Raw genomic sequence first — 26,567 nt, 5'->3', positions numbered from 1 at the left:
TTTACTTATTCACGACACACGAATCAGGACGCAAGTCCCAGTGCACGTTTGACGGGAGCGAAGCTGCGTCGATGATGCTCGGTAGCGCCATATTGCGCCAGCGCTTCCAGATGGAAGGCGGTTGGATAGCCCTTATGCTGGGCAAAACCGTACTGCGGGAACACTTTATCCAGCGCGGTCATTTCGGCGTCTCGCGTGACTTTAGCGAGAATAGACGCGGCGCTGATTTCCGCCACTCGGCTATCGCCTTTCACTACCGCCATAGACGGCATTGGCAGCGCCGGGCAGCGGTTGCCGTCGATCAGCACATATTCCGGCGGGATAGCGAGCCCAGCAACGGCGCGCTGCATCGCCAGCATGGTGGCATGCAGGATATTCAGTTCGTCGATTTCATGCGGCTCCGCGCGACCAAGACTCCAGCACAGCGCTTTCTCTTTGATTTCATCAAACAGCGCCAGGCGACGTTTTTCGCTCAGCTTTTTGGAGTCGTTCAGGCCAACAATCGGACGCGCAGGGTCGAGGATGACCGCTGCCGTCACCACCGCGCCAATCAGCGGGCCACGGCCCACTTCATCCACACCCGCCACTAAATGGGTGTGGGGATATTCAAATTCAATCATTGTGCAAGCTCCAGCACCGCATCTGCCGCCTGTTCATCCGCATTGCAGCGAATTTGCAGGTGCAGGTCGCGGAACGTATCGTGCATCGCGTGGCTGGTCTTACCGTTTGCCAGCAGTGGTTGCAGCGCGTCGGCTAACGCCTGCGGCTGACATTCGTCCTGCAACAGTTCTTTCACCAGTTCACGGCCGGCGAGCAGGTTTGGCAGGGAAACATAGTCTGTTTTCACCAGACGCTGAGCCAGCCAGAAGGTGAACGGCTTCATACGATAGCCGACGACCATCGGGCATTTCGCCAGCATGCACTCCAGCGCCGCCGTCCCGGAGGCCAGCAGCGCGGCATCGCTGGCGATCATCGCTTCACGCGCCATGCCGTCCAGCATATGGATGGAGAGATCCGGTGCCACTTCGGCCTTGATACGTTCAAACTGTTCGCGACGCTTTGCATTCACCAGCGGGACCACAACCTCAAGGTCAGGATACTGCTGACGCAAAAGCTGCGCGGTTTTTAAAAAGTCAGCGCTGAGCATTTCCACTTCAGCACCGCGGCTACCGGGTAACAGCGCCAGGCAGTGCACGTCGTGGGCAATGCCCAGCGTATCCCGCGCGGCATTTTTATCCGGATCGAGCGGCATGGCATCCGCCATGGTATGACCGATAAAGCGGCACGGGACGTTAAATTTGTCATAAAACGCTTTTTCAAAAGGCAGAAATGCGAGCACCAGGTCGGTGGCTCTGCCAATTTTGAAGACGCGTTTCTGTCGCCAGGCCCAGACAGACGGGCTGACGTAGTGAATGGTTTTGATTCCCTGCTTCTTAAGGTTGCCCTCAAGAGTGATATTGAAATCGGGGGCATCAATGCCGACAAAGACGTCGGGCTTGAGATCGGTAAAGCGTTTGGTCAGATCGGCGCGGATGTGCAGCAGACGACGCAGTCGCCCCAGCACTTCAACGATGCCCATCACCGCCAGCTCTTCCATTTCGTACCAGGCTTCGCAACCTTCAGCCTGCATACGTGGGCCCGCAACGCCAACAAAACGGGCGTTGGGAACTCGCGCCTTGAGGGCGCGAATCAGACCTGCACCAAGAATATCGCCGGAGGTTTCTCCGGCGACCAGGGCAATCGTTAGCGGACGCTGCTCAGTCATTAACGAATCAGGCCACGCGTAGAGCGGGCGAAGAAATCGCTAAATGGCTGAACTTCCGGATACTGCTTCGCCAGTTCGGCGATTTCCGGTTTAGCTTCGTCCAACGTTTTGCCACTGCGGTACAACGCTTTATAGGCGTTGCGGATCGCGGTGATCGCTTCTCGGCTAAAGCCGCGGCGCTTCAGGCCTTCGATGTTGACGCCAAACGGCGTCGCGTGGTTGCCCTGAGCAATAACGTACGGAGGAACGTCCTGAGCAACGCCAGAACAGCCGCCAACCATCACGTGCGCACCGATAATGCAGAACTGGTGCACGGCGGTCATGCCGCCGATGATAACGAAATCATCAAGCGATACGTGGCCTGCGAGGGTCGCGTTATTGGCCAGGATGCAGCGGTTACCTACGGTGCAATCGTGCGCCACGTGGGCGTTGATCATCAGCAGGTTATCGCTGCCCACCTTCGTCAATCCACCGCCCTGTACCGTGCCACGGTGAATGGTGACGCTTTCGCGAATGCGGTTGCGATCGCCAATTTCCACGCGAGTTGGTTCACCAGCATATTTCAGATCCTGGTTAACTTCCCCGATAGAGGCGAACTGATAGATCTCGTTATCACGCCCAATAGTGGTATGGCCGTTAACAACAACGTGAGACTTCAGTACGGTGCCTTCGCCGATAACGACGTTTGGCCCCACAATACAAAACGGGCCAATGTGGGCGTTAGCGCCGATAACGGCACCGTCTTCCACAATGGCGGTAGGATGGATAAAGGCGGTTTTATCAATCACGGATCAGGCCTCCCGGCTACGCGCACACATCATCGTCGCTTCGCAAACCACTTTACCGTCTACCAGCGCAACGCCTTTAAAGCGAGTCAGGCCACGGCGAGTTTTCTCGAAGGTGACTTCCATAATCATCTGATCGCCAGGCACAACAGGACGCTTGAAGCGCGCTTCGTCGATGCCAGCAAAGTAGTACAGCTCGCCCGGCTCCAGTTTACCAACGCTTTTAAACGCCAGAATACCTGTTGCCTGCGCCATTGCTTCCAGAATCAGCACGCCCGGTAAAATCGGTTTGCCAGGGAAGTGGCCCTGGAAAAACGGCTCATTTACGGAAACATTTTTCACTGCGCGCAGAAAACGACCTTCTTCAAAATCCAGCACGCGGTCTACCAGTAAGAACGGGTAACGGTGTGGCAGAAGTTCTAAAATCTCTTCAATGTGCAGAGTATGAGTGTCAGTTGTCAAAATACTCTTCCTGTCAAAATATACTAAGGGGCAATAATAACACGGCCTGCCGGATTACAAGAATGCCGACAGGCCGGAAAGTATCATGCGATACAGATGAAAATTAGTCTTGATTATCAAGCTTGCGTTCTACTGCTTTGAGACGCTTGCTCATTTCATCAATATTCATCACCAGTGCGGCAGTTTTGCGCCATGCCTTATTAGGCTGGAGCGGAATACCCGACGAGTAAACGCCTGGTTCGGTAATAGGACGCATGACCATGCCCATACCGGTTACTGTCACTTTGTCGCAAATTTCCATATGGCCGTTGATGACGCTGGCACCGCCAATCATGCAATAACGACCAATTTTCAGGCTACCGGCCATGATAACACCGCCTGCAACCGCGGTATTGTCGCCAATCACCACGTTGTGCGCAATCTGGCACTGGTTATCAATGATAACACCGTTGCCGATCTGCGTGTCATCAAGCGCACCGCGGTCAATCGTCGTACAGGCGCCGATCTCTACGCGATCGCCAATAATGACGCGACCAAGCTGAGGGATCTTCACCCAGTTGCCACGATCGTTGGCATAGCCGAAACCATCCGCGCCGATCACGGTGCTGGATTGGATCAGGCAATTCTCACCGATCTCGACTTCATGGTAAATGGTGACGTTAGCCCACAGACGTGAACCCGCGCCAATTTTCGTTTTTTTACCAACGAAACACCCCGCCCCAATCACAACGTTATCGCCCAGCACAACGTCAGACTCAATCACCGCATTCGCGCCGATGGAGACGTTGTTACCGAGTACCGCAGACGGGCTAATCACCGCGCTCGGGGCGATATCCTGCGCCGGTTGTGGCGTGGTATCTAAAATTTGAGCCATGCGTGCGTAAGTCAGGTAGGGATTCTTCACTACCAGCGCAGCGCCTTTGGCAAAAGGCAGTAAATCTTGCGTCAGGACAATCGCCGACGCTTCGCACGCAGACAGGTGATCACGGTACTTAGGGTTAACCAGAAACGTGATTTGACCCGCTTTAGCGGATTGCATGGACGCGACAGCGGTGATGACGATATCGCCATCACCGTGTAATTCCGCATCCAACTGCTGAGCTAAGTCAGCCAGTCGAATTGAAGGCATTACTTATTTAACCTGTTTCAGTACATCAGCGGTGATGTCTTTCACATCGCTGCTGTTGAATGCAACGGCGTTAGCATCAACAACCAGGTCAATGCTCTGGCTGGCAGCAACGGATTTCACAGCAGTCTGGATACGAGTAACCAGTTTGCCACGTTCTTCGTTGGTGCGACGCTGACGGTCCTGTTCAAAGGACTGTGCTTTCTGGGAGAAAGTCTGACGCTGGGAAGTGATGTCTTTTTCCAGCTTGGTGCGATCGGCACCTGCTTTCATAGACTGCAGACGCTGCATTTTAGACTGCAGGTCACCTTCCATGCGCTGAAGTTCGCCAGCACGGCCTTTGAATTCGTTTTCCAGGGTGCTGGAAACGCCAGTTTTCTGTGCAACTTGCTGGAACAGGCTACCCATATTAACAATTGCAATTTTGTCTGCTGCTTGAGCAGATGCAGCCATTGCTAAACCCAGACCTGCAGCGACTAACCACTTTTTCACAATAATACTCCTTACCATCCCATATGTACCCGAGGGTACTGTTCTTTTGGTGGCCGAAGCCACCTTGACGCTATCGCCTAATGCCAGCAAAACTACACTGAACTTGCATTCCTTTGCAAAGAGCAATTACCAGGTTTTACCAATGTTAAACTGGAACTGCTCGGATTTGTCTCCTTCGTATTTCTTATACGGCTGGGCGTAGGAGAAGACCAACGGCCCTAATGGGGACATCCATTGTAATGCGATACCCGCGGACATACGGATATTACTCGGATCGCTGTAGTCAGGAATACTGCTTGGAAGTCCTGAAGGATTCCAGTTTGTATCCCAAACGGTACCCGCATCCCAGAAGAATGAAGTACGCACCGAGTTCGCGTATTTATCGCTGATAAACGGCGTTGGGACGATCAGCTCAAGGCTGGCCACACCCATGGCGTTACCACCGACCGCATCGTCGGACTGGCAGTAGGTGCCACTCTTCTGATCGCAGTTATCCAATCCTGGGCCACCGTTATAGACCGCTTTCGGACCAATGGTGTTGGACTGGAAACCACGCACGGTACTGGAACCACCGGCATAGAAGTTCTCATAGAACGGCAGCTCTTTACCGCCTAAACCGTCACCGTAGCCCCACTTGGTACGACCCAGAACCACCCACTTGTGATCGTCATCCAGCGGGAAATAGGATGCCGTATCCAGCGTAACTTTATAGAACTCGTTATCGGAGCCCGGAATAGTGACTTTACCGTTCAGGTTGACGCGCGAGCCGTCCGTCGGGAAGTAGCCGCGGTCGAGTCGGTTATAGGTCCAACCGTAGTTAAAGGTGAAGTCATCTGCCGTAAACCCGTTATTGTCGCTAGTCGTACCCGGGTTCTGACCGATTGAATTCAGATAACGCCACATCGCCACCTGCGGTTCCATATTGGACAGGTCGTTGTGGACGTAGCCCAGGCCCGCACGCAGTGAGTTGTATTCGTTAATCGGGAAGCCCAGCGTACCGTCTACACCATAACTTTTGTTGGTATAGGACGACAGGTCAGCATCATCCGCTTTAAAGTCATTGTAGAAGAGACGGCCACCAAGGCTAACACCATCCACCGTAAAGTACGGGTTGGTCACAGAAAGCTCGGTATAGGTCTGGTAGTCGTTCTTGGTACCGTTGATACCAACAGAGTAACCGGTACCTAACCAGTTATCCTGCTGAACGCCTGCCTGGAAGCTCACGCCGCTTTCCGTACCGTAGCCCACACCGAAGTTGAAGCTACCGGTGTTACGCTCTTTCACCTTGTAAACCACATCCACCTGATCCGGGCTGCCCGGCACGCGTTGGGTTTCGGTGTCGACGGTTTCAAAGTAGCCCAGACGGTTCAGACGATCTTTACCCTGGTCTACTAAATCACCGCCCAGCCACGCCCCTTCCATCTGGCGCATTTCGCGACGCAGAACGGAATCTTTCGAGGTGTCGTTGCCTTCAAAGCGAATGTTACGCACGTAGAAACGGTTACCCGCATCAACGTTGATATGCAGCTTAACGGTTTTATCCGTGTCGTTGATTTCAGGCTGAGACTGTACGCGTGGATACGCGTAGCCGTAGCGACCAAGAAGTTTCTTAATGTTATCTTCCATTTTGGTCACTTTCGCGCCGTTATAGAGCTCGCCTGGTTCAATCTTGGTCAGGCCTTCAATTTCAGCCGAATGCCCCGCCAGGTTACCCGTCACCTGCACGCCAGACAGTTTGTACTGGTCGCCTTCGGTGATGTTAACGGTGATGTAGATGCCTTTTTTGTCCGGCGTCAGGCTCACCTGCGTGGAATCGATGTTGAAACGGGCGTAACCGCGATCCAGGTAGTAGCTACGCAGGGTTTCAAGGTCACCCGCCAGCTTCTGTTTCTGGTATTTACGATCGCCGACCACGTTCCACCACGGCACTTCGTCGCGCAGCTGGAAGGTTGAGATCAGATCTTCGGTACTGAACGCATGGTTACCGACGATGTTGATCTGTTGAATCTGGGCGGAAACCCCTTCCTGGAAGACCAGCTTCAGGTCGACACGGTTACGCGGCAGTGGCGTAACAACCGCCTTCACGCTCGCGCTGTACTTACCGACGCTGTAGTAGAAATCTTCCAGTCCTTTTTCGATATCGGACAGGGTTGTACGGTCGAGAGATTCACCAACACGGACACCTGAAGCCTCAAGGTTCTGCTTCAGCATGTCATCTTTCACCGACTTGTTGCCGGAGAAGGTGATGCTGGCGATCGTTGGGCGTTCTTTGACCTGCACCAGTAACACATCGCCGTCTCTCAGAACGCGAACGTCCTCAAAGTTGCCCGTGGCAAACAGGGCGCGAATAGTGTTACTGATATCATCATCAGAGACGGTATCGCCAGGACGTACTGGCATACTGAGAAGGGCCGCACCAACAGCGACACGCTGCAAGCCTTCGAAATGAATGTCCTTCACTACGAACCCGTCAGCACCGTATACGGTTGCGCTGCTAAACAGCAGCGACGCTATAAGCAACTTTTTCATCGCCATCGTTATTATGCGTTCTTCCTAACTAACTCTCTTACAACCGAGAGAAATCATTGAAAAGTGCAAGCCCCATTAACATCATCAGCAGGATCGAGCCGATGCGGTAACTAAAGTCTTGAACTCGCTCGGATACCGGGCCGCCTTTCAGCTTCTCAATCGCTAAAAACAGCAAGTGTCCCCCATCTAATACAGGGAGCGGGAACAGGTTGATTATGCCTAAATTCACGCTGATGAGTGCAAGAAACATCAGGTAGTAAATCAGCCCATACTCCGCAGACATCCCAGCCCCCTGGGCGATCGAAATCGGCCCACTGAGGTTGTTCAGTTTGACGTCACCGGTGATCAATTTTCCCAGCATACTGACGGTCAGCTTCATCAACTGCCCGGTTTTTTCCGTGGCTTCGACGATAGCGCTGAACGGCCCATACTGGCGCACTGTTTTATATTCCTCAGGCAGCGGGATAACCTTTGGTACTACCCCTGCAAACCCTTCTGTTTTTCCGCTACCGTGTTTTGTATCCGGTATCAGAGTTAAAGACAAGAGACTCCCCTGCCTTTCGATCTCTAGCGGTAATGCCTTGCCTGGATTGTCGCGCACCAGCGTGACAAACGTCATCCACTGCGTCAGCGGTTGACCGTTGACTGTAACGATCCGATCCCCTGCTTGTAAACCGGCTTTACGCGCCGCAGAGTCAGATTGCACTTCCGACAGCACCGGTTCAATTTGCGCACCACGAGGATGAATACCGAGCGTCGTGACCGGGTCTTGCTTATCCGGCTCGAACGCCCAATGACGCAGATTAAGGATTTTATCCTGCCGCTGGTCGCTGCCGAAAGGGGCTACGGTGAGGGTGGTGCTGTCATCACCAATTTTCGCCACTAACGCCATGCGCACAGCATCCCAGTCAGGCGTTTCGATACCGTCGACGGCTTTTAGTTCCGTGCCTGGTGCAATTTGTGCTTCTGCGGCGATGGAGTTGGCGGTTATTTCGCCAACTACCGGACGAACAGCCGGGACGCCGATGATAAACACCAGCCAATAGGCGAAGATAGCAAAGAGGAAGTTGGCGATAGGCCCGGCAGCAATAACGGCGGCACGCTGGCCGACCGTTTTGTGATTAAACGCCATATGGCGCATCTCGGGTGCCACCGCGTCAACGCGCTCATCAAGCATTTTGACGTAGCCGCCCAGCGGGATAAGGGCGATAACAAATTCGGTGCCGCGTTTGTCCACGCGGCGCCAGAGCGCTTTACCAAAGCCTATGGAAAAGCGCTCTACACGGATACCACAGCGCCGAGCGACCCAGAAATGACCAAATTCATGTACGGTGATCAATATCCCTAGCGCGATAATAAACGCGGCAAGGTTCCAGAGAATGCTCAGCATAAGTCCATCCGTTAAATCGTCCTGAAAACTAGCAGCAGCAAGCAGGCGAAGACCGGAACCGCCGCCGTCAGGCTGTCAATGCGATCAAGGATGCCACCGTGACCGGGGATCAGATGACCGCTATCTTTGATACCAGCTTCACGTTTGAACATGCTCTCAGTGAGATCGCCCAAAACGGAGGCCAGCGCTGCCACGATGGAACAGGTTAACAGTGTGGATGGGGCGACGTCCAGATTTGCCCACAGGCCATAGGCCCAGGAAATGATTGCCGCCGTGACCAGGCCGCCGAAGAATCCTTGCCAGGTTTTCCCCGGAGAAACTTTCGGTGCCAGCTTATGCTTGCCAAACAGCTTGCCAAACATATAGGCGCCAGAGTCCGCGCCCCAAACCAGAATCATGACGTAAAGCAACCACAGCGCGCCGCTGTAGTGGTTTTCATCATAATGCCAGGAACGCAGTGCCAGCATGCCCCAGAAGAAAGGAACGATAGTGACGATGCCGAAAATCAGGCGCAGCGCTTTGGATTGGCGCCAGATAGCGGCGGAACCAGGATAAGAAAGCACCAGCAGTAAGGCCACCACCCACCAAATCAGGGAGGCCCACAGCGAGGTTTCTACCACCGGCTGATGGATATTATGGTGATATTCCGGAATTAAGAAGAGCATCACCGCTAGCAACAGGCCACAGAGTACCGCCAGCCACACGCGTTGTGTCCGCGAGGTGAAACCGCTTAATTGCCCCCATTCCCATGCCGCCAGCATACAAACCACCAGCGTGACAATAGCGAAGCCGCCGGGCGGCAGCAGAAATAGGGCTGCAATAACAACCGGTATTAAGATTAATGCAGAAATCAGGCGATACTTCAGCAAAAGCTACCCCCATCAGGCCTTGTCGCCACCAGGCTCGGTGCCACCGAAACGTCGTTCGCGATTGGCGAAAGCATGCAGCGCACCTTCAAAGTCTTGTTCATCGAAATCGGGCCAAAGAACATCAGTAAAGTAAAGTTCAGCATAGGCGATTTGCCAGATAAGAAAATTACTGATTCGATGCTCTCCCCCGGTCCTAATCACTAAATCAACGGGAGCCAGTTCATGCATGCAGATCTGCTGAGACAGCAGTTCTTCACTAATTTGATCGGGGCGGAGCTCCCCTTCCTGAACCTGTTCGGCTAAGCGCTGAACTCCCTGAACAATATCCCATCGGCCGCCATAGTTAGCCGCGATGTTCAATGTTAACCCCGTATTATTTTCCGTCAGCGCTTCGGCTTTGCGGATTCGCTCCTGCAGGCGCGAATTAAACCGACGGGTATCGCCAATGATCCGCAACCGAACGTTATGACGGTGCAGACTTTTCACTTCGCTGTCCAGCGCCCAGACGAACAGCTCCATCAACGCACTCACCTCTTGCTCAGGGCGATTCCAGTTTTCACTGCTGAATGCGTATAGCGTTAATGCTTCTATACCGTTGCTAGCCGCGTAGGATACGGCACGGCGCACGGATTTCGCCCCGGCTTTATGGCCGAAGGCGCGAATCTTACCTTGCTTTTTCGCCCAGCGACCATTGCCGTCCATAATGATCGCCACATGACGGCAACCGTGCGATGGTTGATTCTCACTGGTTGGTTGATTAGCAGACAACATAACGCGTTTTTAATCCATGAAAAGGGATGAGTGGTACCCCGGAATACAGCTATACACTCCATCCACCAGGCAAGCCCGAATGATTTTACGTATCTTTGTCTCGCAAAAAAGCCGTGCTAAATCACGGCTCTCCCAACCCCCCGGCGAAAACGCACGGCAATTGGGTGGCGCAGACTATATCACTGAAGCCAGATGCTAACAAATGCCGTGACGGGTTGTATGCTGATTCGGCTCTCATTACCTGACGAAAAGTTTCGTCTGGGTAGCCGCCTCTTCGCGTGCCCTGGCATCAATCGCCAGCACCTCTTCCACACTTTGCGGTTCCCGGTGGTTAAGATGATTGAGCACCGCCAGATTGACGTTGGCAATATCGGTAAAGCGGATTTGGCCGTCAAGGAACGCCGCCACTGAGACTTCGTTCGCCGCGTTCAGCGCCGTTGTTGCCGCCTGCCCCTGCTCGAAAGCCTCCATCGCCAGCTTCAGACAAGGGTAGCGAGCATAATCCGGCTCGGAGAAGCTTAATGCGCCCATCTTGCAGAAATCTAACGGCTTCGCGCCGGAAACGACGCGATGAGGCCACGCCATAGTATTGGCAATCGGCGTCCGCATATCAGGCTCACCCAGCTGCGCCAGTACGCTGCCGTCCTGGTACCGCACCATTGAGTGAATCACCGACTGAGGATGAATCAGTACTTCCATCTGCTCAGCTGAAGCATTAAACAGCCAGCGGGCTTCGATGTATTCCAGACCTTTATTCATCATAGTGGCCGAGTCGACGGAGATTTTACGTCCCATCGACCAGTTCGGATGACGGCAAGCCTGATCCGGCGTCATTGCGCCGAGATCGCTGATTGGCGTTTCACGGAACGGGCCACCTGACCCGGTCAGCAGAATGGATGACACCCCATGCTGCTCAAGGTCAGCGTACCCTAAGTCGGACTGAAAACTTTGCGGTAAACTCTGAAAGATGGCGTTATGCTCGCTATCAACCGGCAGGAGCTGCGCGCGATGCGCTTTTACCGCCTCCAGGAACAGACGTCCGCAGGTCACCAGTGACTCTTTGTTCGCCAGCAGGATGGTTTTGCCTGCACGAATAGCCGAGAGCGTCGGCAGCAGTCCCGCCGCACCAACGATGGCAGCCATCACCTGATCGACCTCATCAAGCGCCGCAACATCACACGCCGCCTGCTGCCCACAAAGCACTTCCGTACGGCTGCCGTGCTCACGCAGCGCCAGCTTCACCGCATCGGCGCTCTTCGCGTCATCCATTACCGCATAGCGAGGGGCAAACTCCAGGCACTGTTCAACCATCCGCTCGACGTTTTTACCTGCCACCAGCGCCGTTACCGCAAAACGTTCACGGTTGTGACGCACCACGTCCAGCGTGTTGCAACCAATAGAGCCCGTTGAGCCCAGGACAGTTAATTGCTTCATGAGATATTCCGGATAGATAGATTTACTCTATGGATTTCAAGCTGCGGGAATGCGGTAAGTGAGCGCAGCCAACGCACCTGCGGCTTGAAAGACGACGAGTAAAAAGCAAAACGCCGCCAGCAAAGCACTAATGCTTCCTGTACGGCGTTCATCGCACAACTTACACAGCTTAGAACTGCATCAGTTCCGCTTCTTTCTCAGCCAGCGCCGCTTCAATTTTCTTGATAGCAACGTCAGTCAGTTTTTGTACGTCTTCCTGAGAACGGCGATCGTCATCTTCGCTGATCTCTTTGTCTTTCAGCAGCGCCTTCACTTTATCGTTCGCATCACGACGAACGTTACGCACGGAAACGCGCGCCTGTTCAGCTTCGCCACGGACGATTTTAGTCAGGTCTTTACGACGCTCTTCGGTCAGCGGAGGCAGCGGAACGCGAATGTCGGTGCCCGCGGAGCTTGGGTTCAGACCGAGGTCAGACGCCATAATCGCTTTCTCAACAGCAGGACCCATAGAGCGGTCGAATACGTTGATTTTCAGGGTACGGGTATCTTCTACGGTGACGCTTGCCAGCTGACGCAGCGGGGTAGCGGTGCCGTAATACTCAACGACAATGCCGTCCAGCAGGCTAGGAGAAGCACGACCCGTGCGAATTTTGCTGATTTGGTTTTTGAATGCTTCTACGCATTTGTCCATGCGTACTTCAGCATCTTTTCTGATATCGCTAATCACGTTACGAATCCTTGAAAACTAGTCTCAGTCGACCAGACAATGACACATTGCTATGAATGCGCTAAGTATAGTCTCGTTTAAATCATGCCACAGAATATACTCGTCGTCTTTCAAGCTGCGGGGGCGTTGGCTGCATTCGCTCACCCGAATCACTTACTAGAGTAAGCTCATCGGGATTCCCTCACTTGCCGCCTTCCCGCAGCTCGAAATCCATAGAGTATGAATCAATTCTGCCGGATAAACGCGAATCTTACCCGGAAATGGCCGCAACGGAAATTATTCCGTAATTAAAGTGCCTTCTTTTTCGCCCATCACCACGCGACGCAGTGCGCCTGGTTTATTCATGTTGAAGACGCGAATTGGCAATTTGTGGTCACGAGCCAGCGTAAAGGCCGCCAGATCCATGACTTTCAGTTCTTTATCCAGCACTTCGGTGTAGGTCAGCTGCTCATACATGGTGGCAGACGGATCTTTTGCTGGGTCAGCGGTGAACACGCCGTCAACTTTGGTTGCTTTCAGTACCACGTCGGCTTCAATTTCGATGCCGCGCAGGCAGGCTGCAGAGTCAGTGGTAAAGAACGGGTTGCCGGTACCGGCGGACAGAATCACGACGCGGTTGTTACGCAGCAGGCTGATAGCCTCTGCCCAGCTGTAGTTGTCGCAAACGCCATTCAGCGGAATCGCTGACATCAGGCGGGCGTTCACATAGGCGCGATGCAGTGCGTCACGCATTGCCAGGCCGTTCATTACCGTTGCCAGCATGCCCATGTGGTCGCCCACAACGCGGTTCATACCCGCTTTCGCAAGACCCGCACCACGGAACAGGTTGCCACCACCAATGACGACACCCACCTGGATGCCCAGCTCAACAAGTTCTTTAATCTCTTGCGCCATGCGGTCAAGAATACTTGCGTCAATACCGAAGCCTTCAGTCCCCTGCAATGCTTCACCGCTAAGCTTGAGCAGAATACGTTTGTAGACAGGTTTTGCGTTGGTAGCCATTTTCTTTCCTGGAGTGTCACGATTGGGATGGTAAAAATTCTGGTGACATCATGCGTTCCTTGCCAGAGCGTCCCTATAGGAGCTGGCTGATTCTCACATGACGATTTTGTGCGTTAACCTTTAGCGCACAAAAGAGAGCCGCCCTCAGGCGGCTCCTTTACAGCAATTAAGACTGCTTAGACATTGCAGCAACTTCTGCTGCGAAGTCAGTCTCAACTTTCTCGATGCCTTCGCCCACTTCGAAGCGGATGAAGCCAGTTACGTCAGCGTTGTGCTCTTTCAGCAGCTGACCAACAGACTTGCTTGGATCCATAACGAATGGCTGGCCAGTCAGAGAAACTTCGCCGGTGAATTTCTTCATGCGGCCTTCAACCATTTTCTCTGCGATTTCTTTTGGCTTACCAGACTGCATCGCGATGTCCAGCTGTACCTGGTATTCTTTCTCTACCACTTCAGCGGATACGTCTTCTGGTTTAACGAATTCTGGCTTGCTTGCAGCAACGTGCATTGCCAGCTGTTTAACCAGCTCTTCGTCAGCGCCTTTAGCAGCAACCAGAACACCGATACGTGCGCCGTGCTGGTAGTTGCCCAGAACTTCGCCTTCCAGGGAAGCAACGCGACGAATGTTGATGTTTTCACCGATTTTAGCAACCAGCGCAACGCGTTCTTCTTCGAACTGTGCTTTCAGAACGTCAACGTCGGTGATGTTACCAGCAACAGCTGCGTCCAGAACTTTGTCAGCAAATGCCTGGAAACCGGAGTCTTTAGCAACGAAGTCAGTCTGGCAGTTAACTTCCAGAATGAAGGCGATGTTGCCATTGATTTTGGTTTTGATCACGCCGTCAGCAGCAACGTTGCCTGCTTTTTTCGCTGCTTTGATAGCACCGGATTTACGCATGTTTTCGATTGCCAGCTCGATGTCGCCATTAGCTTCAGTCAGGGCTTTTTTGCAATCCATCATGCCTGCGCCAGTACGCTCACGCAGCTCTTTTACCAGGGAAGCGGTAATTTCAGCCATTCTAAAATCCTCGGAAGATTTGATCTGCCCGGCGATAAACCGCACAGATTTAAAAGTGAAAAAGGGGGCCATAAACAGGCCCCCTAACCAAACGTGTTACTACCTGGTTTATAAGGGCTCTTTCGAGCGTGCCTTATTACTCAGCTTCTACGAAGCTTTCTTCCGCCTGGGAAGCCAGATCAGAAGAACGGCCTTCACGAACGGTAGCAGCAACTGCGCTCAGGTACAGGGTCACAGCACGGATTGCATCGTCGTTACCAGGGATAACGAAGTCAACGCCATCTGGATCAGAGTTGGTATCAACGATAGAGAATACTGGGATACCCAGGTTGTTCGCTTCTTTGATAGCAATGTGTTCATGGTCAGCATCGATTACGAACAGTGCGTCCGGCAGGCCGCCCATGTCTTTGATACCGCCCAGGCTGTTTTCCAGTTTCGCCAGCTCACGAGTACGCATCAGCGCTTCTTTCTTGGTCAGCTTGTCGAAAGTACCGTCCTGAGACTGAGTTTCCAGATCTTTCAGACGTTTGATGGACTGACGAACGGTTTTCCAGTTAGTCAGCATACCGCCCAGCCAGCGATGGTTCACGAAGAACTGGTCGCAGCTGTTAGCAGCTTCTTTCACAGCTTCGCTTGCAGCGCGCTTAGTACCAACGAAAAGGATTTTACCTTTACGAGCGGAGATCTTGTTCAGTTCAGCCAGAGCTTCGTTGAACATTGGTACAGTTTTCTCAAGGTTGATGATGTGAACTTTGTTACGAGCGCCGAAGATGAAAGGCTTCATTTTCGGGTTCCAGTAACGGGTCTGGTGACCGAAGTGAACACCAGCCTTGAGCATGTCGCGCATGGAAACAGTTGCCATGGTTAAAACCTCTATAGATAAAGTTGGGGTTATGCCTCCACGTATCCCATATTACCGACCCCAAAGGGCACCCCGGAATATGTGTCGATACGTGTGTGTTATTTACACAAAGTGAGATTTGTCGCTTCCGGACAAAACAATGAACGGAAGTTCGGCGCGCTTTATACCATAAAATCGATGCCGACACCAACAGTTGTTATCATCACGCAGGGCACGAAAGGCGAAGTTCAGAATGATTCTCAATTTGGCACAGGGCACTTCTGGCTGTTAACATTGACATTACTAACACTCAATTATTGTCGAAAAAATCGACACTGATGGACATATTCCATGGCGATTTCTATTAAGACCCCTGAAGATATTGAAAAAATGCGCGTTGCCGGCCGTCTGGCCGCCGAAGTGCTGGAAATGATCGAACCGTACGTGAAGCCTGGCGTGACTACCGGCGAACTGGACCGCATCTGCAATGACTATATCGTCAACGAGCAGAAAGCGATCTCTGCCTGCCTGAACTACCACGGTTTCCCGAAATCCGTCTGCATCTCCATTAATGAAGTGGTATGCCACGGTATTCCGGATGACGAAAAACACCTGAAAGACGGCGATATCGTCAACATCGACGTCACGGTCATCAAAGACGAATTCCACGGTGACACCTCAAAAATGTTTATCGTCGGTAAACCCACCATTCTGGGCGAGCGTCTGTGCCGCGTAACTCAGGAAAGCCTGTACGTCGCGCTGAAAATGGTGAAACCGGGCGTGAACCTGCGCGAAATCGGCGCGGCTATCCAGAAGTTTGTGGAAGCGGAAGGTTTCTCCGTTGTGCGTGAATACTGCGGTCACGGCATTGGCCGCGGCTTCCATGAAGAGCCGCAGGTACTGCACTATGATTCTCGCGAAACCGACGTGGTGCTGAAGCAGGGCATGACCTTCACCATCGAACCGATGGTGAACGCGGGTAAGAAAGAGATCCGCACCATGAAAGACGGCTGGACGGTAAAAACCAAAGACCGAAGCTTGTCTGCGCAGTACGAGCATACTATTGTGGTGACAGACAACGGCTGCGAAATACTGACGTTACGCAAGGATGACACCATCCCGGCGATAATCTCGCACAACGAATAACGAAGAGCCGGCGAATGCCGGCTTTTTTTATGGGTGATAGTTTTTTCTTATGGGCGGCGCGCGATGAGTAATTCCATACCTGAACTGGCTTGTACCATTCTCCCTGCTCTGCCCGGTCAGCCGGAGAACCCCGTCAGTTGGCCCGAAAGCAGCCTGAACTGCGCCGATATCAAAATGCGTCTCGATGAATTCCAGCGCTGGCTGGGGGTCGCTTTTGATGAAGGCATCTCTGCCGAGGTGTTGATTGAAGCGCGCACCGAGTTTATCGACCAACTGCTGCAGCGGCTGTGGCTGCTGTACGGCTTTGGCGAAGTGGATGACGCTGCGCTGGTTGCCGTTGGCGGCTACGGTCGCGGCGAGCTGCACCCGCTTTCCGACGTTGACCTGCTGATTCTGAGCCGTAAAAAGCTGCCCGATGAGCAGGCGCAAAAAATTGGCGAACTGCTGACGCTGCTGTGGGACATCAAGCTGGAAGTGGGCCACAGCGTACGTACGCTGGAAGAGTGCCTGCTGGAAGGCTTATCAGACTTAACTGTCGCCACCAACCTGATTGAATCACGCCTGCTGATTGGCGACGTGGCGCTGTTCCTTGAGCTGCAGAAACATATCTTCAGCGAGGGCTTCTGGCCGTCAGAGAACTTCTTCCCGGCCAAAGTCGCCGAGCAGGAAACGCGCCACCAGCGCTATCACGGCACCAGTTACAACCTCGAACCGGACATTAAAAGCAGCCCCGGCGGCCTACGCGACATCCACACCATTCAGTGGGTCGCCCGCCGTCACTTTGGCGCCACCTCGCTCGACGAAATGGTGAGCTTTGGCTTCCTGACCGAAGCGGAGCGTAATGAGCTGAACGAGTGCTTGCACCTGCTATGGCGCATCCGTTTCGCCCTGCATCTTGAACTCAACCGCTATGATAACCGTCTGCTGTTCGACCGCCAGCTTAGCGTGGCCCATCGTCTGAAGTACGAAGGCGAAGGCAACCAGCCAATCGAACACATGATGAAGGACTTCTATCGCGTCACTCGCCGCGTCGGCGAGCTGAATCACATGTTGCTACAGCTGTTCGATGAGGCGATCCTCGCGCTCACCGAAGATGAAAAGCCGCGGGCGATTGACGATGACTTCCAGCTGCGCGGCACGCTTATCGATCTGCGCGACGATACCCTGTTCATCCGCGAGCCGCAGGCCATTCTGCGCATGTTCCACATCATGGTGCGTAACAGCAGCATTACCGGTATTTACTCGACCACGCTACGCCATCTACGTCATGCGCGTCGCCACCTCAGCCAGCCACTGTGCTATATCCCGGAAGCGCGTGAGCTGTTCCTGAGCATGCTTCGCCACCAGGGCGCCGTCAGCCGTGGCCTGCTGCCGATGCACCGTCACAGTGTGCTGTGGGCCTACATGCCACAGTGGTCCTATATCGTCGGTCAGATGCAGTTTGACCTGTTCCATGCCTACACCGTGGATGAACATACGATTCGCGTGATGCTGAAGCTTGAGAGCTTTGCCCACGAAGAGACGCGCCCGCGCCATCCGCTGTGCGTCGACCTCTGGCCGCGGCTGAATCATCCGGAACTTATCCTGATTGCCGCCCTGTTCCACGATATCGCCAAAGGGCGCGGCGGCGACCACTCCATTCTCGGCGCACAGGATGTCCTGAAGTTCGCCGAGCTGCACGGCCTGAACTCGCGGGAAACCCAACTGGTCGCCTGGCTGGTGCGCCAGCATCTGCTGATGTCGGTCACCGCACAGCGCCGCGATATTCAGGACCCAGAAGTCATTAAACAGTTTGCCGAAGAGGTGCAGACCGAGCATCGCCTGCGCTTCCTGGTGTGCCTGACGGTTGCCGATATCTGCGCCACCAACGAAACCCTGTGGAACAGCTGGAAGCAGAGCCTGCTGCGCGAGCTTTACTTCGCCACCGAAAAACAGCTACGTCGTGGGATGCAGAACACGCCGGATATGCGCGAGCGCGTTCGTCACCATCAGATGCAGGCGCTGGCGCTGCTGCGCATGGACAACATCAACGAAGAGGCGCTGCACCAAATCTGGAACCGCTGCCGCGCCAACTACTTTGTGCGCCATACGCCGAACCAGCTTGCGTGGCATGCCCGCCATTTGCTCAAGCACGACCTGACGCAACCGATGATCCTGCTCAGCCCGCAGGCCACCCGCGGCGGTACGGAGATCTTTATCTGGAGCCCGGACCGCCCCTATCTGTTTGCCGCCGTGTGCGCCGAGCTTGACCGCCGTAACCTCAGCGTCCATGACGCACAGATTTTCACCACTCGCGACGGCATGGCGATGGACTCCTTTATCGTCCTTGAACCAGACGGCAGCCCGCTCTCCGGCGATCGCCACGAAGCCATCCGCTTTGGACTGGAGCAGGCGATCACCCAGCGCAGCTGGCAGCCACCGCAGCCACGTCGTCAGGCAGCAAAATTGCGCCACTTCTCGGTCGATACCGAGGTCAATTTCCTGCCGACCCATACCGACCGGAAATCGTTCCTCGAGCTTATCGCGCTCGACCAACCCGGCCTGCTTGCTCGCGTCGGCCAGGTGTTTGCCGACCTCGGGATCTCGCTCCACGGGGCGAGAATTACGACAATTGGTGAACGAGTAGAAGATTTATTTATAATCGCCACCGCCGACCGGCGTGCACTTAATAATGTGCTCCAGCAAGAAGTGCAACAACGGTTGACAGCAGCCCTCAATCCAAACGATAAAGGGTGACGTATTTTTTTTAAGTAAATGGAAAGAGTAAACAATGCAGCAATTACAGAACGTTATTGAGTCCGCTTTTGAGCGTCGCGCCGACATCACGCCGGCAAATGTGGATACCGTAACCCGCGAAGCGGTTAACCAGGTGATTTCCCTGCTGGATTCCGGCGCGCTGCGTGTCGCTGAAAAGATTGACGGTCAGTGGGTGACTCACCAATGGCTGAAGAAAGCGGTTCTGCTCTCTTTCCGTATTAACGATAACCAGGTTATCGACGGTGCGGAAAGCCGCTACTTCGATAAAGTACCGATGAAATTCGCTGACTACGACGAAGCGCGTTTCCAGAAAGAAGGTTTCCGCGTGGTGCCACCGGCAGCCGTTCGTCAGGGCGCATTCATCGCTCGCAACACCGTGCTGATGCCATCCTACGTGAACATCGGTGCTTACGTTGACGAAGGCTCCATGGTAGATACCTGGGCAACCGTGGGTTCTTGCGCGCAGATCGGTAAAAACGTTCACCTGTCCGGCGGCGTCGGCATCGGTGGCGTACTGGAGCCACTGCAGGCGAACCCAACCATCATCGAAGACAACTGCTTCATCGGCGCACGCTCCGAAGTGGTTGAAGGCGTTATCGTGGAAGAAGGCTCTGTTATCTCCATGGGCGTATACCTGGGCCAGAGCACCAAAATCTACGACCGCGAAACCGGTGAAGTATTCTATGGCCGCGTACCGGCAGGCTCCGTTGTCGTTTCCGGCAACCTGCCATCCAAAGATGGCAAGTACAGCCTGTACTGTGCGGTGATTGTGAAGAAAGTAGACGCCAAAACCCGTGGTAAAGTGGGCATCAACGAGCTACTGCGTACTATCGATTAATAAGATGCGAAAAAGCGGGGGCAACCCCGCTTTTTTTTATTCGTAAGCTGGCGGAAATAGATTTTTTCGTTAATTATTCAATAGTTAATTTAGATCAGGGGTACCGCTATGTACGATAATTTGAAAAGCCTGGGGATTACCAATCCCGATGAAATCGATCGTTACAGCCTCCGGCAGGAAGCCAACAACGATATCCTGAAAATCTATTTCCAGAAGGATAAGGGTGAGTTTTTCGCCAAGAGCGTGAAGTTCAAATACCCACGCCAGCGTAAAACCATTGCCGGCGATGGTCAGGGCTTCAAAGAGGTGCAGGAGATCAGCCCAAACCTGCGCTACGTGATTGATGAGCTGGACCAGATTTGCCAGCGCGATCGCACCGAAGTCGATCTTAAGCGTAAGATCCTCGACGATCTGCGCCATCTCGAAAGCGTCGTGACCAACAAGATCAGCGAGATTGAAGCCGATCTGGAGAAGTTAACGCGCAATAAGTAGATTTTGTGCGGTTTGTCTTCCCGGTGCGGCCTGATACCCTCACCCCGGCCCTCTCCCACAGGAGAGGGAGCAAACCCTAAAAACGGCAACTTAACGTTGCCGTTTTGCTTTTACCTACCGTTGTTCATCCAACTGCAACGCAATATACAGCAGTAAACGATCGTCAAAATTGCCCAAATCCAGCCCGGTCAATTCTGAGATTCGATTGAGCCGATACTCCAGCGTATTGCGGTGAATAAACAGCGCCTTTGAGGTTGCCAGTGGCTGCACGTTATGGCGAAACCAGGCCGTCAACGTACGACGCAGCAGGCCGTTGTTATCCATCGCCTTCAGACGCATCAGCGGGCGCGACAGCTCATTGGCCTGCCAGCCACCACGCAGGCTGTCGAGCAGCACCGGCAGCATCAAATCCTGGTAAAAATAGCTGCGGCTCTCCGGCATACGCTGCTTACCCACCATCATGGTGGTGCGCGCCGTACGGTAGGAACGGGCGATGCTGCCCGGCCCGGTAAAATAGTTGCCCAGCGCCACGCGAAAACGCAGATGCCCGTTCTCTTTCATGCGGGAGATCAGCTGTTCCACGCGCTTCTGGTGATCTTCCGCGTCCCAACGGCCAAACTGATTAAGCGCCGGTTTCAGCACTACCATCTCGGTCAGCGAGACTATCGCAATCAGGTTGTTACGCTCCGGCGTCGTCAGCGCATTTTGCAGCTGCTGAAGCTCCGCCATCGCACTATCAACGCCCAGTTGTCCGCTGTCGACCTCCACCACCGCCGCGACGCGTGGCTGATTAAGGTCAATGCCCAGCCGCTGCGCCCATTCAGTCAGCGCCGGCGTGTTCTCCTCGGCCTGAATCAGGTTCATCACCAGCTCTTCACGCAGTCGGCTATCCTGCGCCAACAGATGCATCAGGCGCGATTGCTCAAGCATCATCTCTGCGGTCATGCACACCAGTTCGCCATATTTGCGCAGCGTTTCCGGCTCACCGGTCAGGCCGATAACACCAACGATCTCACCTTCCAGGCGCAATGGCAGGTTGATCCCCTGACGCACCCCGTGCAGATGGCGGGCTACGGCATCGTCGATATCCACCACGCGCCCTTGTGAGAGTACCAGCAGCGCGCCTTCGTGCAATTCCCCAATACGTTCACGATCGCCGCTGCCGATAATGCGCCCGCGGGCATCCATTACGTTGATATTGGTATCGATAATGCGCATCGTGCGCGCCACGATATCCTGCGCCATTTTAGTATCAAGATGCCAGCTAGCCATGAACCCCTCCTGTGAGCAGGTTACATGATAGGAAAGATGCAAAAGCGCCGCACTGTGCAAATGCACAAAGCACGGTTGAGATCTATGGAGTTGTGGGGTGCTTCACATTACGAAGGGAAAAACCCTTTCCCCGGGCGGGGAAAGGGTTGAGGTCTCGATTACTGCATCAGCAGATAGATGGAGCTATCGCCACGCTGGATATTCAGCGCCAGTACCGAAGGTTTGCTATCGAGGATTTTACGCAGCTCAGCGATGTTTTTAACCGCCTGCTGGTTGGCGCCGACGATAATATCCCCTTTCTTCAGGCCAATCTGCGCCGCCGGAGAACCCGCTTTCACGGTATTCACCACGACACCTTTGTCCTGACCTTTGTTGCTCATTTCAGCCCCTTCAATACCGCTGAAGATTGAGCTGGAGTCAACCTGAGTCTGGCTGCTCTGCTGCAGTTCCAGATCCACCGTTACCGGCTTACCGTCACGCAGCAGGCCGAGGCTGATTTTGCTGCCTACCGGCATGGTGCCAACCTGCGCACGCAGTGCAGCGAAGCTGCTGATCGCCTTGCCGTTCAGTGAGGTGATCACGTCACCGGCTTTGATCCCGGCTTTCGCCGCCGAAGAGTTCGGCATCACCTGGCTTACGAAGGCACCGCGCTGGGCGTCGACTTTCATCGCTTTCGCCAGTTCGGAGTTCAGCTCGGTACCCATGATACCCAGCTCACCGCGTTTCACCTGGCCGAATTTCACCATCTGGTCGGTCAGGTTTTTCACCATGTTGCTCGGGATGGCGAAGCCGATACCGATGTTACCGCCGTCCGGTGCGAGGATCGCGGTGTTGATACCGATAAGCTCGCCGTTCAGGTTCACCAGCGCGCCGCCGGAGTTACCGCGGTTAATTGCCGCATCGGTCTGGATAAAGTTTTCGTAGTTTTCAACGTTCAGGCCGCTACGACCCAGCGCGGAGACGATACCGGAGGTCACGGTTTCACCCAGGCCGAACGGGTTACCGATAGCCACGGTGTAGTCGCCGACGCGCAGAGCGTCAGAGTCCGCCAGCTTAATCGCCGTCAGGTTTTTCGGATCCTGAATCTGAATCAGCGCAATGTCAGAACGCGGGTCTTTACCGACCACTTTCGCGTCAAACTTACGGCCGTCGCTCAGCTGAACCTTAATGGTATTGGCGTTATCCACCACGTGGTTGTTGGTCACGACGTAACCTTTCGCCGCGTCAATCACCACCCCGGAGCCGAGGGCCATAAATTTCTGCTGCTGCTGTGGCTGATTGCCACCATTACCGCCATCCGGGCCTGCACCGCCCTGGCAGAACGGAGAGCTCTGGAACGGAGAACCGTCCTGGCAGAACGGCGAGTTGTCGCCAAAGAACTGCTGGAAGTTACGTCCCATACGCGGCGTGTTTACCGTTGTGCTGCCCTCAACATTAATGCTGACGACAGACGGCATCACCTTTTCCAGCATCGGTGCCAGACTTGGCATTGGCTGTGCGGCGGATGCGGAAGAAGATGCCGTCTCGGCCGCGCTAGCGGACAACGGAGACAGAGCCAGACTTAAACTAAGAGCCAGTGCACTCATTGCTAACGTGGTTTTTTTCATGTGTTTCAATCTCAATATCAGATTACGCAAAATTGCTGTGTTCGTGACTATCAGATTCACTTTATGGCACTAAGTTCCGTACAACTGCATCTGCTAAAAGTAAAAATTTATTGAGCGTCTTTACAAAACTTCTGATTATTCTACCGCCATCAACCGCCGATATTCATCCCAGGCATAGAGGTCAGTCATCCCGCTGATATAATCCTGCAGCAGGCGGCAACGATAATAATATTCCATCACCGGGAACTCAACGGAATCACGGGAGAGTTTATTTACTGCCTCAACGTAAGCTAAACGATGACGCGTTGAGAGTTTACAAAACAACCGTGATTCGATAGGCAAGTAACGCACGCGTTCTTGCTCAACCAATTCGCTGAAGTCGCTTAAGGATAATTTAAGCAAAGGCGCGTAAATATCTAATAACCCGCCAATCACCCGATAGCCTTGTAATTCTAACTGCTCGACTTCAGGATGACTAAAGACATGTTTTCTAGCCACATTTTTATATAGCTTCAACAACTGGCTATAGCTACTGTCATCTTCCAGTAGTGCATGATTAAAATCACCCTGGTAGATCTGCGGCAGGTTTTCAATAAATCGCTGCGCCGCGTAGGGCACCAGCTTATTTAACGTATTCACCCGCAAATACATAAAGAACTGATCTTCCGTACTGCGGCTTAATGAATTCGCCCGGGATTTATCCCAGGCATTTTCCACCACCTGAGCGAACAGCGAGCCTTTGGTGTGTTCAGGCCAGGCATCATATAAATGCTGGTACAGTTGCTCAACGCTGAAGATCCTTTTTTCTACCGCATCTTCGAGGTCAGCCACGCAATAAGAGATATCATCAGCGGCTTCCATAATCCATGTTAATGGGAATCGATTGTAAGGCGCTAAATCCAGTTCTTTACGTAAGCGCTCAATATAGTGCTCTTCCGCCAGGTAGTAGCCCGGTTTTTTCATTAAATAGCTGTGCGTCGCCGGGGTCTCTGTCGACCACCACGCCGGGCGTGTATATTTTAAAATACAGCCAACCTGCGCCCAGGTCAGGTTCATACGCATCAGGGTATGCACCAGGCGGATCCCCTGCGCGTTGCCTTCAAAATGACAAAGATCCTGACGCACTTTGCTGCGCAGCGTATTGAGCGTCTCTTCGCCCTCACGGAGTCGAAGGTCGATAACCTCGCAGCGGTCGTGGCTCAGCGGTTGACGAAGCGCGTCTTTTGGCGCCAGCCGCTGGCTGAACCAGTCGTTGATTGCCGCTTCACCAAAATGACCAAACGGCGGGTTGCCGATATCGTGCATCAGGCAGGCCATCTCAACGATGCTTTCAAACGGCCCGGTCAGTTCGTCCAGGCCATAGGCCACCAGCAGATGTTTTTCCTTTAAGCGACTTAACACCTCTTTGGCGATATAGCGCCCCACCTGCTGTACTTCCATCGAGTGCGTCAGGCGGGTTCGCACCGCGGCGTTGCGCTCTAGCGGGAATACCTGCGTTTTTTGCTGCAGGCGGCGGATGGCCGGTGAGTTGATAATGCGCCCGCGATCGCTTTCAAAAATACGCAGAATCTCATGCTCGGAGCTGACACCCTGCGGCGAGCGATAGCGCCGACGCCAGTTAATTTTGTTGCGAAAATCAATCTTAGCCATAGCCTCTCCGTCGCGAGCTTCCTATTACAAGAAATGCGCTTCCCCTGAACCACATGATAAACTATGCCTTTAAACCTGGCACATCGCGAGTAAATCTATGAAAATCGGCATTATTGGCGCAATGGAAGAAGAAGTTACGCTGCTGCGTGACAAAATCGAAAATCGTCAGACTATCACCATCGGCGGTAGCGAAATCTACACCGGCCAGCTTAACGGCGTGGATGTGGCGTTACTGAAATCCGGTATTGGCAAAGTGGCCGCCGCAATGGGCGCCACGCTGCTGCTGGAGCGCTGCCAGCCGGACGTGATTATCAACACCGGTTCCGCGGGTGGCCTGGCACCAACGCTGAAAGTGGGCGATATCGTGGTTTCTGACGAAGCGCGCTACCACGATGCCGACGTCACCGCTTTTGGCTATGAAATTGGCCAGATGGCAGGTTGCCCGGCGGCGTTCAAAGCCGACGACAAACTGGTTGCCGCCGCTGAAGCGTGCATCAAATCCCTCGACCTGAATGCCGTACGCGGCCTGATTGTCAGCGGCGATGCCTTTATTAACGGTTCCGAAGCGCTGGCAAAAATCCGCACCAACTTCCCGCAGGCGATTGCGGTAGAGATGGAAGCGACAGCGATTGCCCACGTTTGCCACAGCTTTGCCGTGCCGTTCGTGGTCGTCCGCGCGATTTCCGACGTGGCCGACCAGCAGTCTCACCTGAGCTTCGAAGAGTTCCTGGCCGTTGCTGCGAAGCAGTCGACCCTGATGGTCGAAACGCTGGTGCAGAAACTGGCACGTGACTAAGCGACTCCTGACAGGGCTGCTCGCCCTGCTGCTTAGCGCCCCGGCGTGGCTTGTCGCCGCGCCGCGGGTCATTACCCTCTCCCCCGCCAATACCGAACTAGCCTTTGCAGCCGGCATCACCCCCGTTGGCGTCAGCGCATGGTCTGATTATCCCGCTGCGGCAAAAGAGATCGAACAGGTTGCCTCCTGGCAGGGCATTAACCTCGAGCGTATTGTCGCCCTGCACCCGGACGTCGTGCTGGCGTGGAAAGAAGGTAACGCCGAGCGTCAGGTGAACCAGCTGCGTTCACTGGGCATTACCGTGCTGTGGGTCGATTCGCACAGCATTGAAGAGATCGCCGCAACGCTTCGCCAGTTGGCGAAATGGAGCCCGCAGCCCGAAAAAGCCGAACAGGCCGCTGCCACACTGCTGCATGACTATGCGCAGCTAAAGGAGCAGTATGCAAAAGCACCGAAAAAAAGGGTGTTTATGCAGTTCGGCTTTAACCCCATTTTCACCAGCAACAAAAGCGCCATCCAGAACCAGATACTGGAAGTGTGCGGTGGCCAAAATATCTTTGCCGACAGCCGCGTGGCCTGGCCTCAGGTCAGCCGTGAACAGGTGCTGATGCGCCAGCCGCAGGTGATTGTTGCCGCGGGCGATGCGGGTCAGATTCCGAAAATTCAGCACTACTGGGCTAGTCAGCTCACAATCCCCATTATTCCCCTTAATAGTGACTGGTTTGAACGCGCAAGCCCACGTATTATCCTCGCCGCAAAACAACTCTGTACTGCACTATCGCAGGTTAATTAATCAGG

At 54.0% G+C, this 26,567-nt stretch carries 24 protein-coding genes; 6 read left to right on the top strand and 18 right to left on the bottom strand.

Translation table 11 applies throughout. From position 1 onward, the window contains the following. Positions 1–23 precede the first annotated feature (23 nt). The 15 genes from rnhB to rpsB all read right to left on the bottom strand — a co-directional run bounded on the left by rnhB (position 24) and on the right by rpsB (position 15,232). The gene (gene rnhB / locus AB2B48_RS22205; RefSeq protein ID WP_368300243.1) at positions 24–620 is read right to left on the bottom strand and encodes a ribonuclease HII; all 597 of its coding nucleotides are present in this window, start codon (positions 618–620) and stop codon (positions 24–26) included. Beyond that, positions 617–1,765: a lipid-A-disaccharide synthase gene (lpxB, locus tag AB2B48_RS22200; RefSeq protein ID WP_333499068.1), complete on the bottom strand. Its 1,149-nt coding sequence runs from the start codon at positions 1,763–1,765 to the stop codon at positions 617–619. The genes rnhB and lpxB overlap by 4 nt, the downstream gene beginning before the upstream one ends. Continuing rightward, the gene (lpxA, locus tag AB2B48_RS22195; RefSeq protein WP_333011664.1) at positions 1,765–2,553 is read right to left on the bottom strand and encodes an acyl-ACP--UDP-N-acetylglucosamine O-acyltransferase; all 789 of its coding nucleotides are present in this window, start codon (positions 2,551–2,553) and stop codon (positions 1,765–1,767) included. The genes lpxB and lpxA overlap by 1 nt, the downstream gene beginning before the upstream one ends. Before the next feature lie 3 nt (positions 2,554–2,556). After that, on the bottom strand, positions 2,557–3,012 hold the full coding sequence (gene fabZ, locus AB2B48_RS22190; protein ID WP_004145858.1) for a 3-hydroxyacyl-ACP dehydratase FabZ: 456 nt from the start codon (positions 3,010–3,012) through the stop codon (positions 2,557–2,559). A 103-nt stretch (positions 3,013–3,115) separates the two neighbouring features. Next, positions 3,116–4,141 (bottom strand): UDP-3-O-(3-hydroxymyristoyl)glucosamine N-acyltransferase, encoded by a 1,026-nt coding sequence (gene lpxD, locus AB2B48_RS22185; RefSeq protein WP_333011663.1) that lies wholly within the window; start codon positions 4,139–4,141, stop codon positions 3,116–3,118. A 3-nt stretch (positions 4,142–4,144) separates the two neighbouring features. Then, a complete protein-coding gene (gene skp, locus AB2B48_RS22180) occupies positions 4,145–4,630 on the bottom strand; it encodes a molecular chaperone Skp (RefSeq protein ID WP_035891968.1) in 486 nt (161 codons plus the stop codon). A 126-nt stretch (positions 4,631–4,756) separates the two neighbouring features. Further along, positions 4,757–7,165, bottom strand: coding sequence for an outer membrane protein assembly factor BamA (gene bamA, locus AB2B48_RS22175; protein ID WP_368300242.1), 2,409 nt, complete (start codon positions 7,163–7,165; stop codon positions 4,757–4,759). A 31-nt stretch (positions 7,166–7,196) separates the two neighbouring features. Next, a complete protein-coding gene (gene rseP, locus AB2B48_RS22170; RefSeq protein ID WP_368300241.1) occupies positions 7,197–8,549 on the bottom strand; it encodes a sigma E protease regulator RseP in 1,353 nt (450 codons plus the stop codon). Positions 8,550–8,560: 11 nt separating this feature from the next. Further along, positions 8,561–9,418, bottom strand: a complete 858-nt coding sequence (gene cdsA / locus AB2B48_RS22165) for a phosphatidate cytidylyltransferase (protein WP_185669218.1) — start codon at positions 9,416–9,418, stop codon at positions 8,561–8,563. A 12-nt stretch (positions 9,419–9,430) separates the two neighbouring features. Next, positions 9,431–10,189: a (2E,6E)-farnesyl-diphosphate-specific ditrans,polycis-undecaprenyl-diphosphate synthase gene (gene ispU, locus AB2B48_RS22160; protein ID WP_368300239.1), complete on the bottom strand. Its 759-nt coding sequence runs from the start codon at positions 10,187–10,189 to the stop codon at positions 9,431–9,433. Between the two features lie 237 nt (positions 10,190–10,426). After that, positions 10,427–11,623, bottom strand: a complete 1,197-nt coding sequence (gene ispC / locus AB2B48_RS22155) for a 1-deoxy-D-xylulose-5-phosphate reductoisomerase (RefSeq protein WP_368300238.1) — start codon at positions 11,621–11,623, stop codon at positions 10,427–10,429. Positions 11,624–11,792: 169 nt separating this feature from the next. Next, on the bottom strand, positions 11,793–12,350 hold the full coding sequence (gene frr, locus AB2B48_RS22150; protein ID WP_035891962.1) for a ribosome recycling factor: 558 nt from the start codon (positions 12,348–12,350) through the stop codon (positions 11,793–11,795). Positions 12,351–12,626: 276 nt separating this feature from the next. Then, complete coding sequence (gene pyrH, locus AB2B48_RS22145) at positions 12,627–13,352, bottom strand: UMP kinase (RefSeq protein ID WP_185669221.1); 726 nt, start codon at positions 13,350–13,352, stop codon at positions 12,627–12,629. Positions 13,353–13,518: 166 nt separating this feature from the next. Further along, entirely contained in the window at positions 13,519–14,370 is an 852-nt protein-coding gene (gene tsf / locus AB2B48_RS22140) for a translation elongation factor Ts (protein WP_185669222.1), read from the bottom strand. 136 nt (positions 14,371–14,506) lie between these two features. Next, positions 14,507–15,232 carry a 30S ribosomal protein S2 gene (gene rpsB, locus AB2B48_RS22135; protein ID WP_185669223.1) on the bottom strand — a complete coding sequence of 242 codons (726 nt, stop codon included), beginning with the start codon at positions 15,230–15,232 and terminating at the stop codon, positions 14,507–14,509. 330 nt (positions 15,233–15,562) lie between these two features. Here rpsB and map point away from each other — a divergent pair, with 330 nt between their 5' ends. The 4 genes from map to AB2B48_RS22115 all read left to right on the top strand — a co-directional run bounded on the left by map (position 15,563) and on the right by AB2B48_RS22115 (position 20,444). After that, positions 15,563–16,357: a type I methionyl aminopeptidase gene (gene map, locus AB2B48_RS22130; RefSeq protein ID WP_333495932.1), complete on the top strand. Its 795-nt coding sequence runs from the start codon at positions 15,563–15,565 to the stop codon at positions 16,355–16,357. Between the two features lie 63 nt (positions 16,358–16,420). Next, positions 16,421–19,093: a bifunctional uridylyltransferase/uridylyl-removing protein GlnD gene (glnD, locus tag AB2B48_RS22125; protein ID WP_368300235.1), complete on the top strand. Its 2,673-nt coding sequence runs from the start codon at positions 16,421–16,423 to the stop codon at positions 19,091–19,093. Positions 19,094–19,127: 34 nt separating this feature from the next. Next, positions 19,128–19,952 (top strand): 2,3,4,5-tetrahydropyridine-2,6-dicarboxylate N-succinyltransferase, encoded by an 825-nt coding sequence (dapD, locus tag AB2B48_RS22120; RefSeq protein WP_004872026.1) that lies wholly within the window; start codon positions 19,128–19,130, stop codon positions 19,950–19,952. Positions 19,953–20,060: 108 nt separating this feature from the next. Beyond that, positions 20,061–20,444, top strand: coding sequence for a DUF3461 family protein (locus tag AB2B48_RS22115; protein WP_035891957.1), 384 nt, complete (start codon positions 20,061–20,063; stop codon positions 20,442–20,444). 114 nt (positions 20,445–20,558) lie between these two features. Here the strand turns inward: AB2B48_RS22115 and cdaR are convergent, their stop codons facing one another. From cdaR to dgt, 3 genes are all read right to left on the bottom strand, one after another. Continuing rightward, complete coding sequence (gene cdaR / locus AB2B48_RS22110; protein ID WP_185669224.1) at positions 20,559–21,716, bottom strand: DNA-binding transcriptional regulator CdaR; 1,158 nt, start codon at positions 21,714–21,716, stop codon at positions 20,559–20,561. Positions 21,717–21,874: 158 nt separating this feature from the next. Further along, entirely contained in the window at positions 21,875–23,323 is a 1,449-nt protein-coding gene (gene degP / locus AB2B48_RS22105; protein ID WP_185669225.1) for a serine endoprotease DegP, read from the bottom strand. Between the two features lie 135 nt (positions 23,324–23,458). Beyond that, a complete protein-coding gene (gene dgt / locus AB2B48_RS22100) occupies positions 23,459–24,973 on the bottom strand; it encodes a dGTPase (RefSeq protein ID WP_368300232.1) in 1,515 nt (504 codons plus the stop codon). A gap of 97 nt (positions 24,974–25,070) precedes the next feature. Between dgt and mtnN the strand changes: the two genes are divergently transcribed. Continuing rightward, positions 25,071–25,769, top strand: a complete 699-nt coding sequence (gene mtnN / locus AB2B48_RS22095; protein WP_220440831.1) for a 5'-methylthioadenosine/S-adenosylhomocysteine nucleosidase — start codon at positions 25,071–25,073, stop codon at positions 25,767–25,769. Next, positions 25,762–26,562: a vitamin B12 ABC transporter substrate-binding protein BtuF gene (gene btuF, locus AB2B48_RS22090; RefSeq protein WP_220440832.1), complete on the top strand. Its 801-nt coding sequence runs from the start codon at positions 25,762–25,764 to the stop codon at positions 26,560–26,562. The genes mtnN and btuF overlap by 8 nt, the downstream gene beginning before the upstream one ends. Positions 26,563–26,567 lie beyond the last annotated feature (5 nt).

Source organism: Kluyvera sichuanensis (assembly GCF_040930405.1).
Taxonomy (GTDB): domain Bacteria; phylum Pseudomonadota; class Gammaproteobacteria; order Enterobacterales; family Enterobacteriaceae; genus Kluyvera; species Kluyvera sichuanensis.
This window is presented reverse-complemented; position numbering and strand designations above follow the sequence as displayed.

Excerpts from the sequence above, each read along its gene's own strand:
- rseP (WP_368300241.1), bottom strand. The coding sequence starts at position 8,549 with ATGCTGAGCATTCTCTGGAACCTTGCCGCGTTTATTATCGCGCTAGGG.
- tsf (WP_185669222.1), bottom strand. The coding sequence starts at position 14,370 with ATGGCTGAAATTACCGCTTCCCTGGTAAAAGAGCTGCGTGAGCGTACT.
- degP (WP_185669225.1), bottom strand. The coding sequence starts at position 23,323 with ATGAAAAAAACCACGTTAGCAATGAGTGCACTGGCTCTTAGTTTAAGT.
- glnD (WP_368300235.1), top strand. The coding sequence starts at position 16,421 with ATGAGTAATTCCATACCTGAACTGGCTTGTACCATTCTCCCTGCTCTG.
- lpxB (WP_333499068.1), bottom strand. The coding sequence starts at position 1,765 with ATGACTGAGCAGCGTCCGCTAACGATTGCCCTGGTCGCCGGAGAAACC.
- cdaR (WP_185669224.1), bottom strand. The coding sequence starts at position 21,716 with ATGGCTAGCTGGCATCTTGATACTAAAATGGCGCAGGATATCGTGGCG.
- lpxD (WP_333011663.1), bottom strand. The coding sequence starts at position 4,141 with ATGCCTTCAATTCGACTGGCTGACTTAGCTCAGCAGTTGGATGCGGAA.
- rpsB (WP_185669223.1), bottom strand. The coding sequence starts at position 15,232 with ATGGCAACTGTTTCCATGCGCGACATGCTCAAGGCTGGTGTTCACTTC.
- dgt (WP_368300232.1), bottom strand. The coding sequence starts at position 24,973 with ATGGCTAAGATTGATTTTCGCAACAAAATTAACTGGCGTCGGCGCTAT.
- AB2B48_RS22115 (WP_035891957.1), top strand. The coding sequence starts at position 20,061 with ATGTACGATAATTTGAAAAGCCTGGGGATTACCAATCCCGATGAAATC.
- mtnN (WP_220440831.1), top strand. The coding sequence starts at position 25,071 with ATGAAAATCGGCATTATTGGCGCAATGGAAGAAGAAGTTACGCTGCTG.
- rnhB (WP_368300243.1), bottom strand. The coding sequence starts at position 620 with ATGATTGAATTTGAATATCCCCACACCCATTTAGTGGCGGGTGTGGAT.
- bamA (WP_368300242.1), bottom strand. The coding sequence starts at position 7,165 with ATGGCGATGAAAAAGTTGCTTATAGCGTCGCTGCTGTTTAGCAGCGCA.
- map (WP_333495932.1), top strand. The coding sequence starts at position 15,563 with ATGGCGATTTCTATTAAGACCCCTGAAGATATTGAAAAAATGCGCGTT.
- ispU (WP_368300239.1), bottom strand. The coding sequence starts at position 10,189 with ATGTTGTCTGCTAATCAACCAACCAGTGAGAATCAACCATCGCACGGT.
- ispC (WP_368300238.1), bottom strand. The coding sequence starts at position 11,623 with ATGAAGCAATTAACTGTCCTGGGCTCAACGGGCTCTATTGGTTGCAAC.
- dapD (WP_004872026.1), top strand. The coding sequence starts at position 19,128 with ATGCAGCAATTACAGAACGTTATTGAGTCCGCTTTTGAGCGTCGCGCC.
- pyrH (WP_185669221.1), bottom strand. The coding sequence starts at position 13,352 with ATGGCTACCAACGCAAAACCTGTCTACAAACGTATTCTGCTCAAGCTT.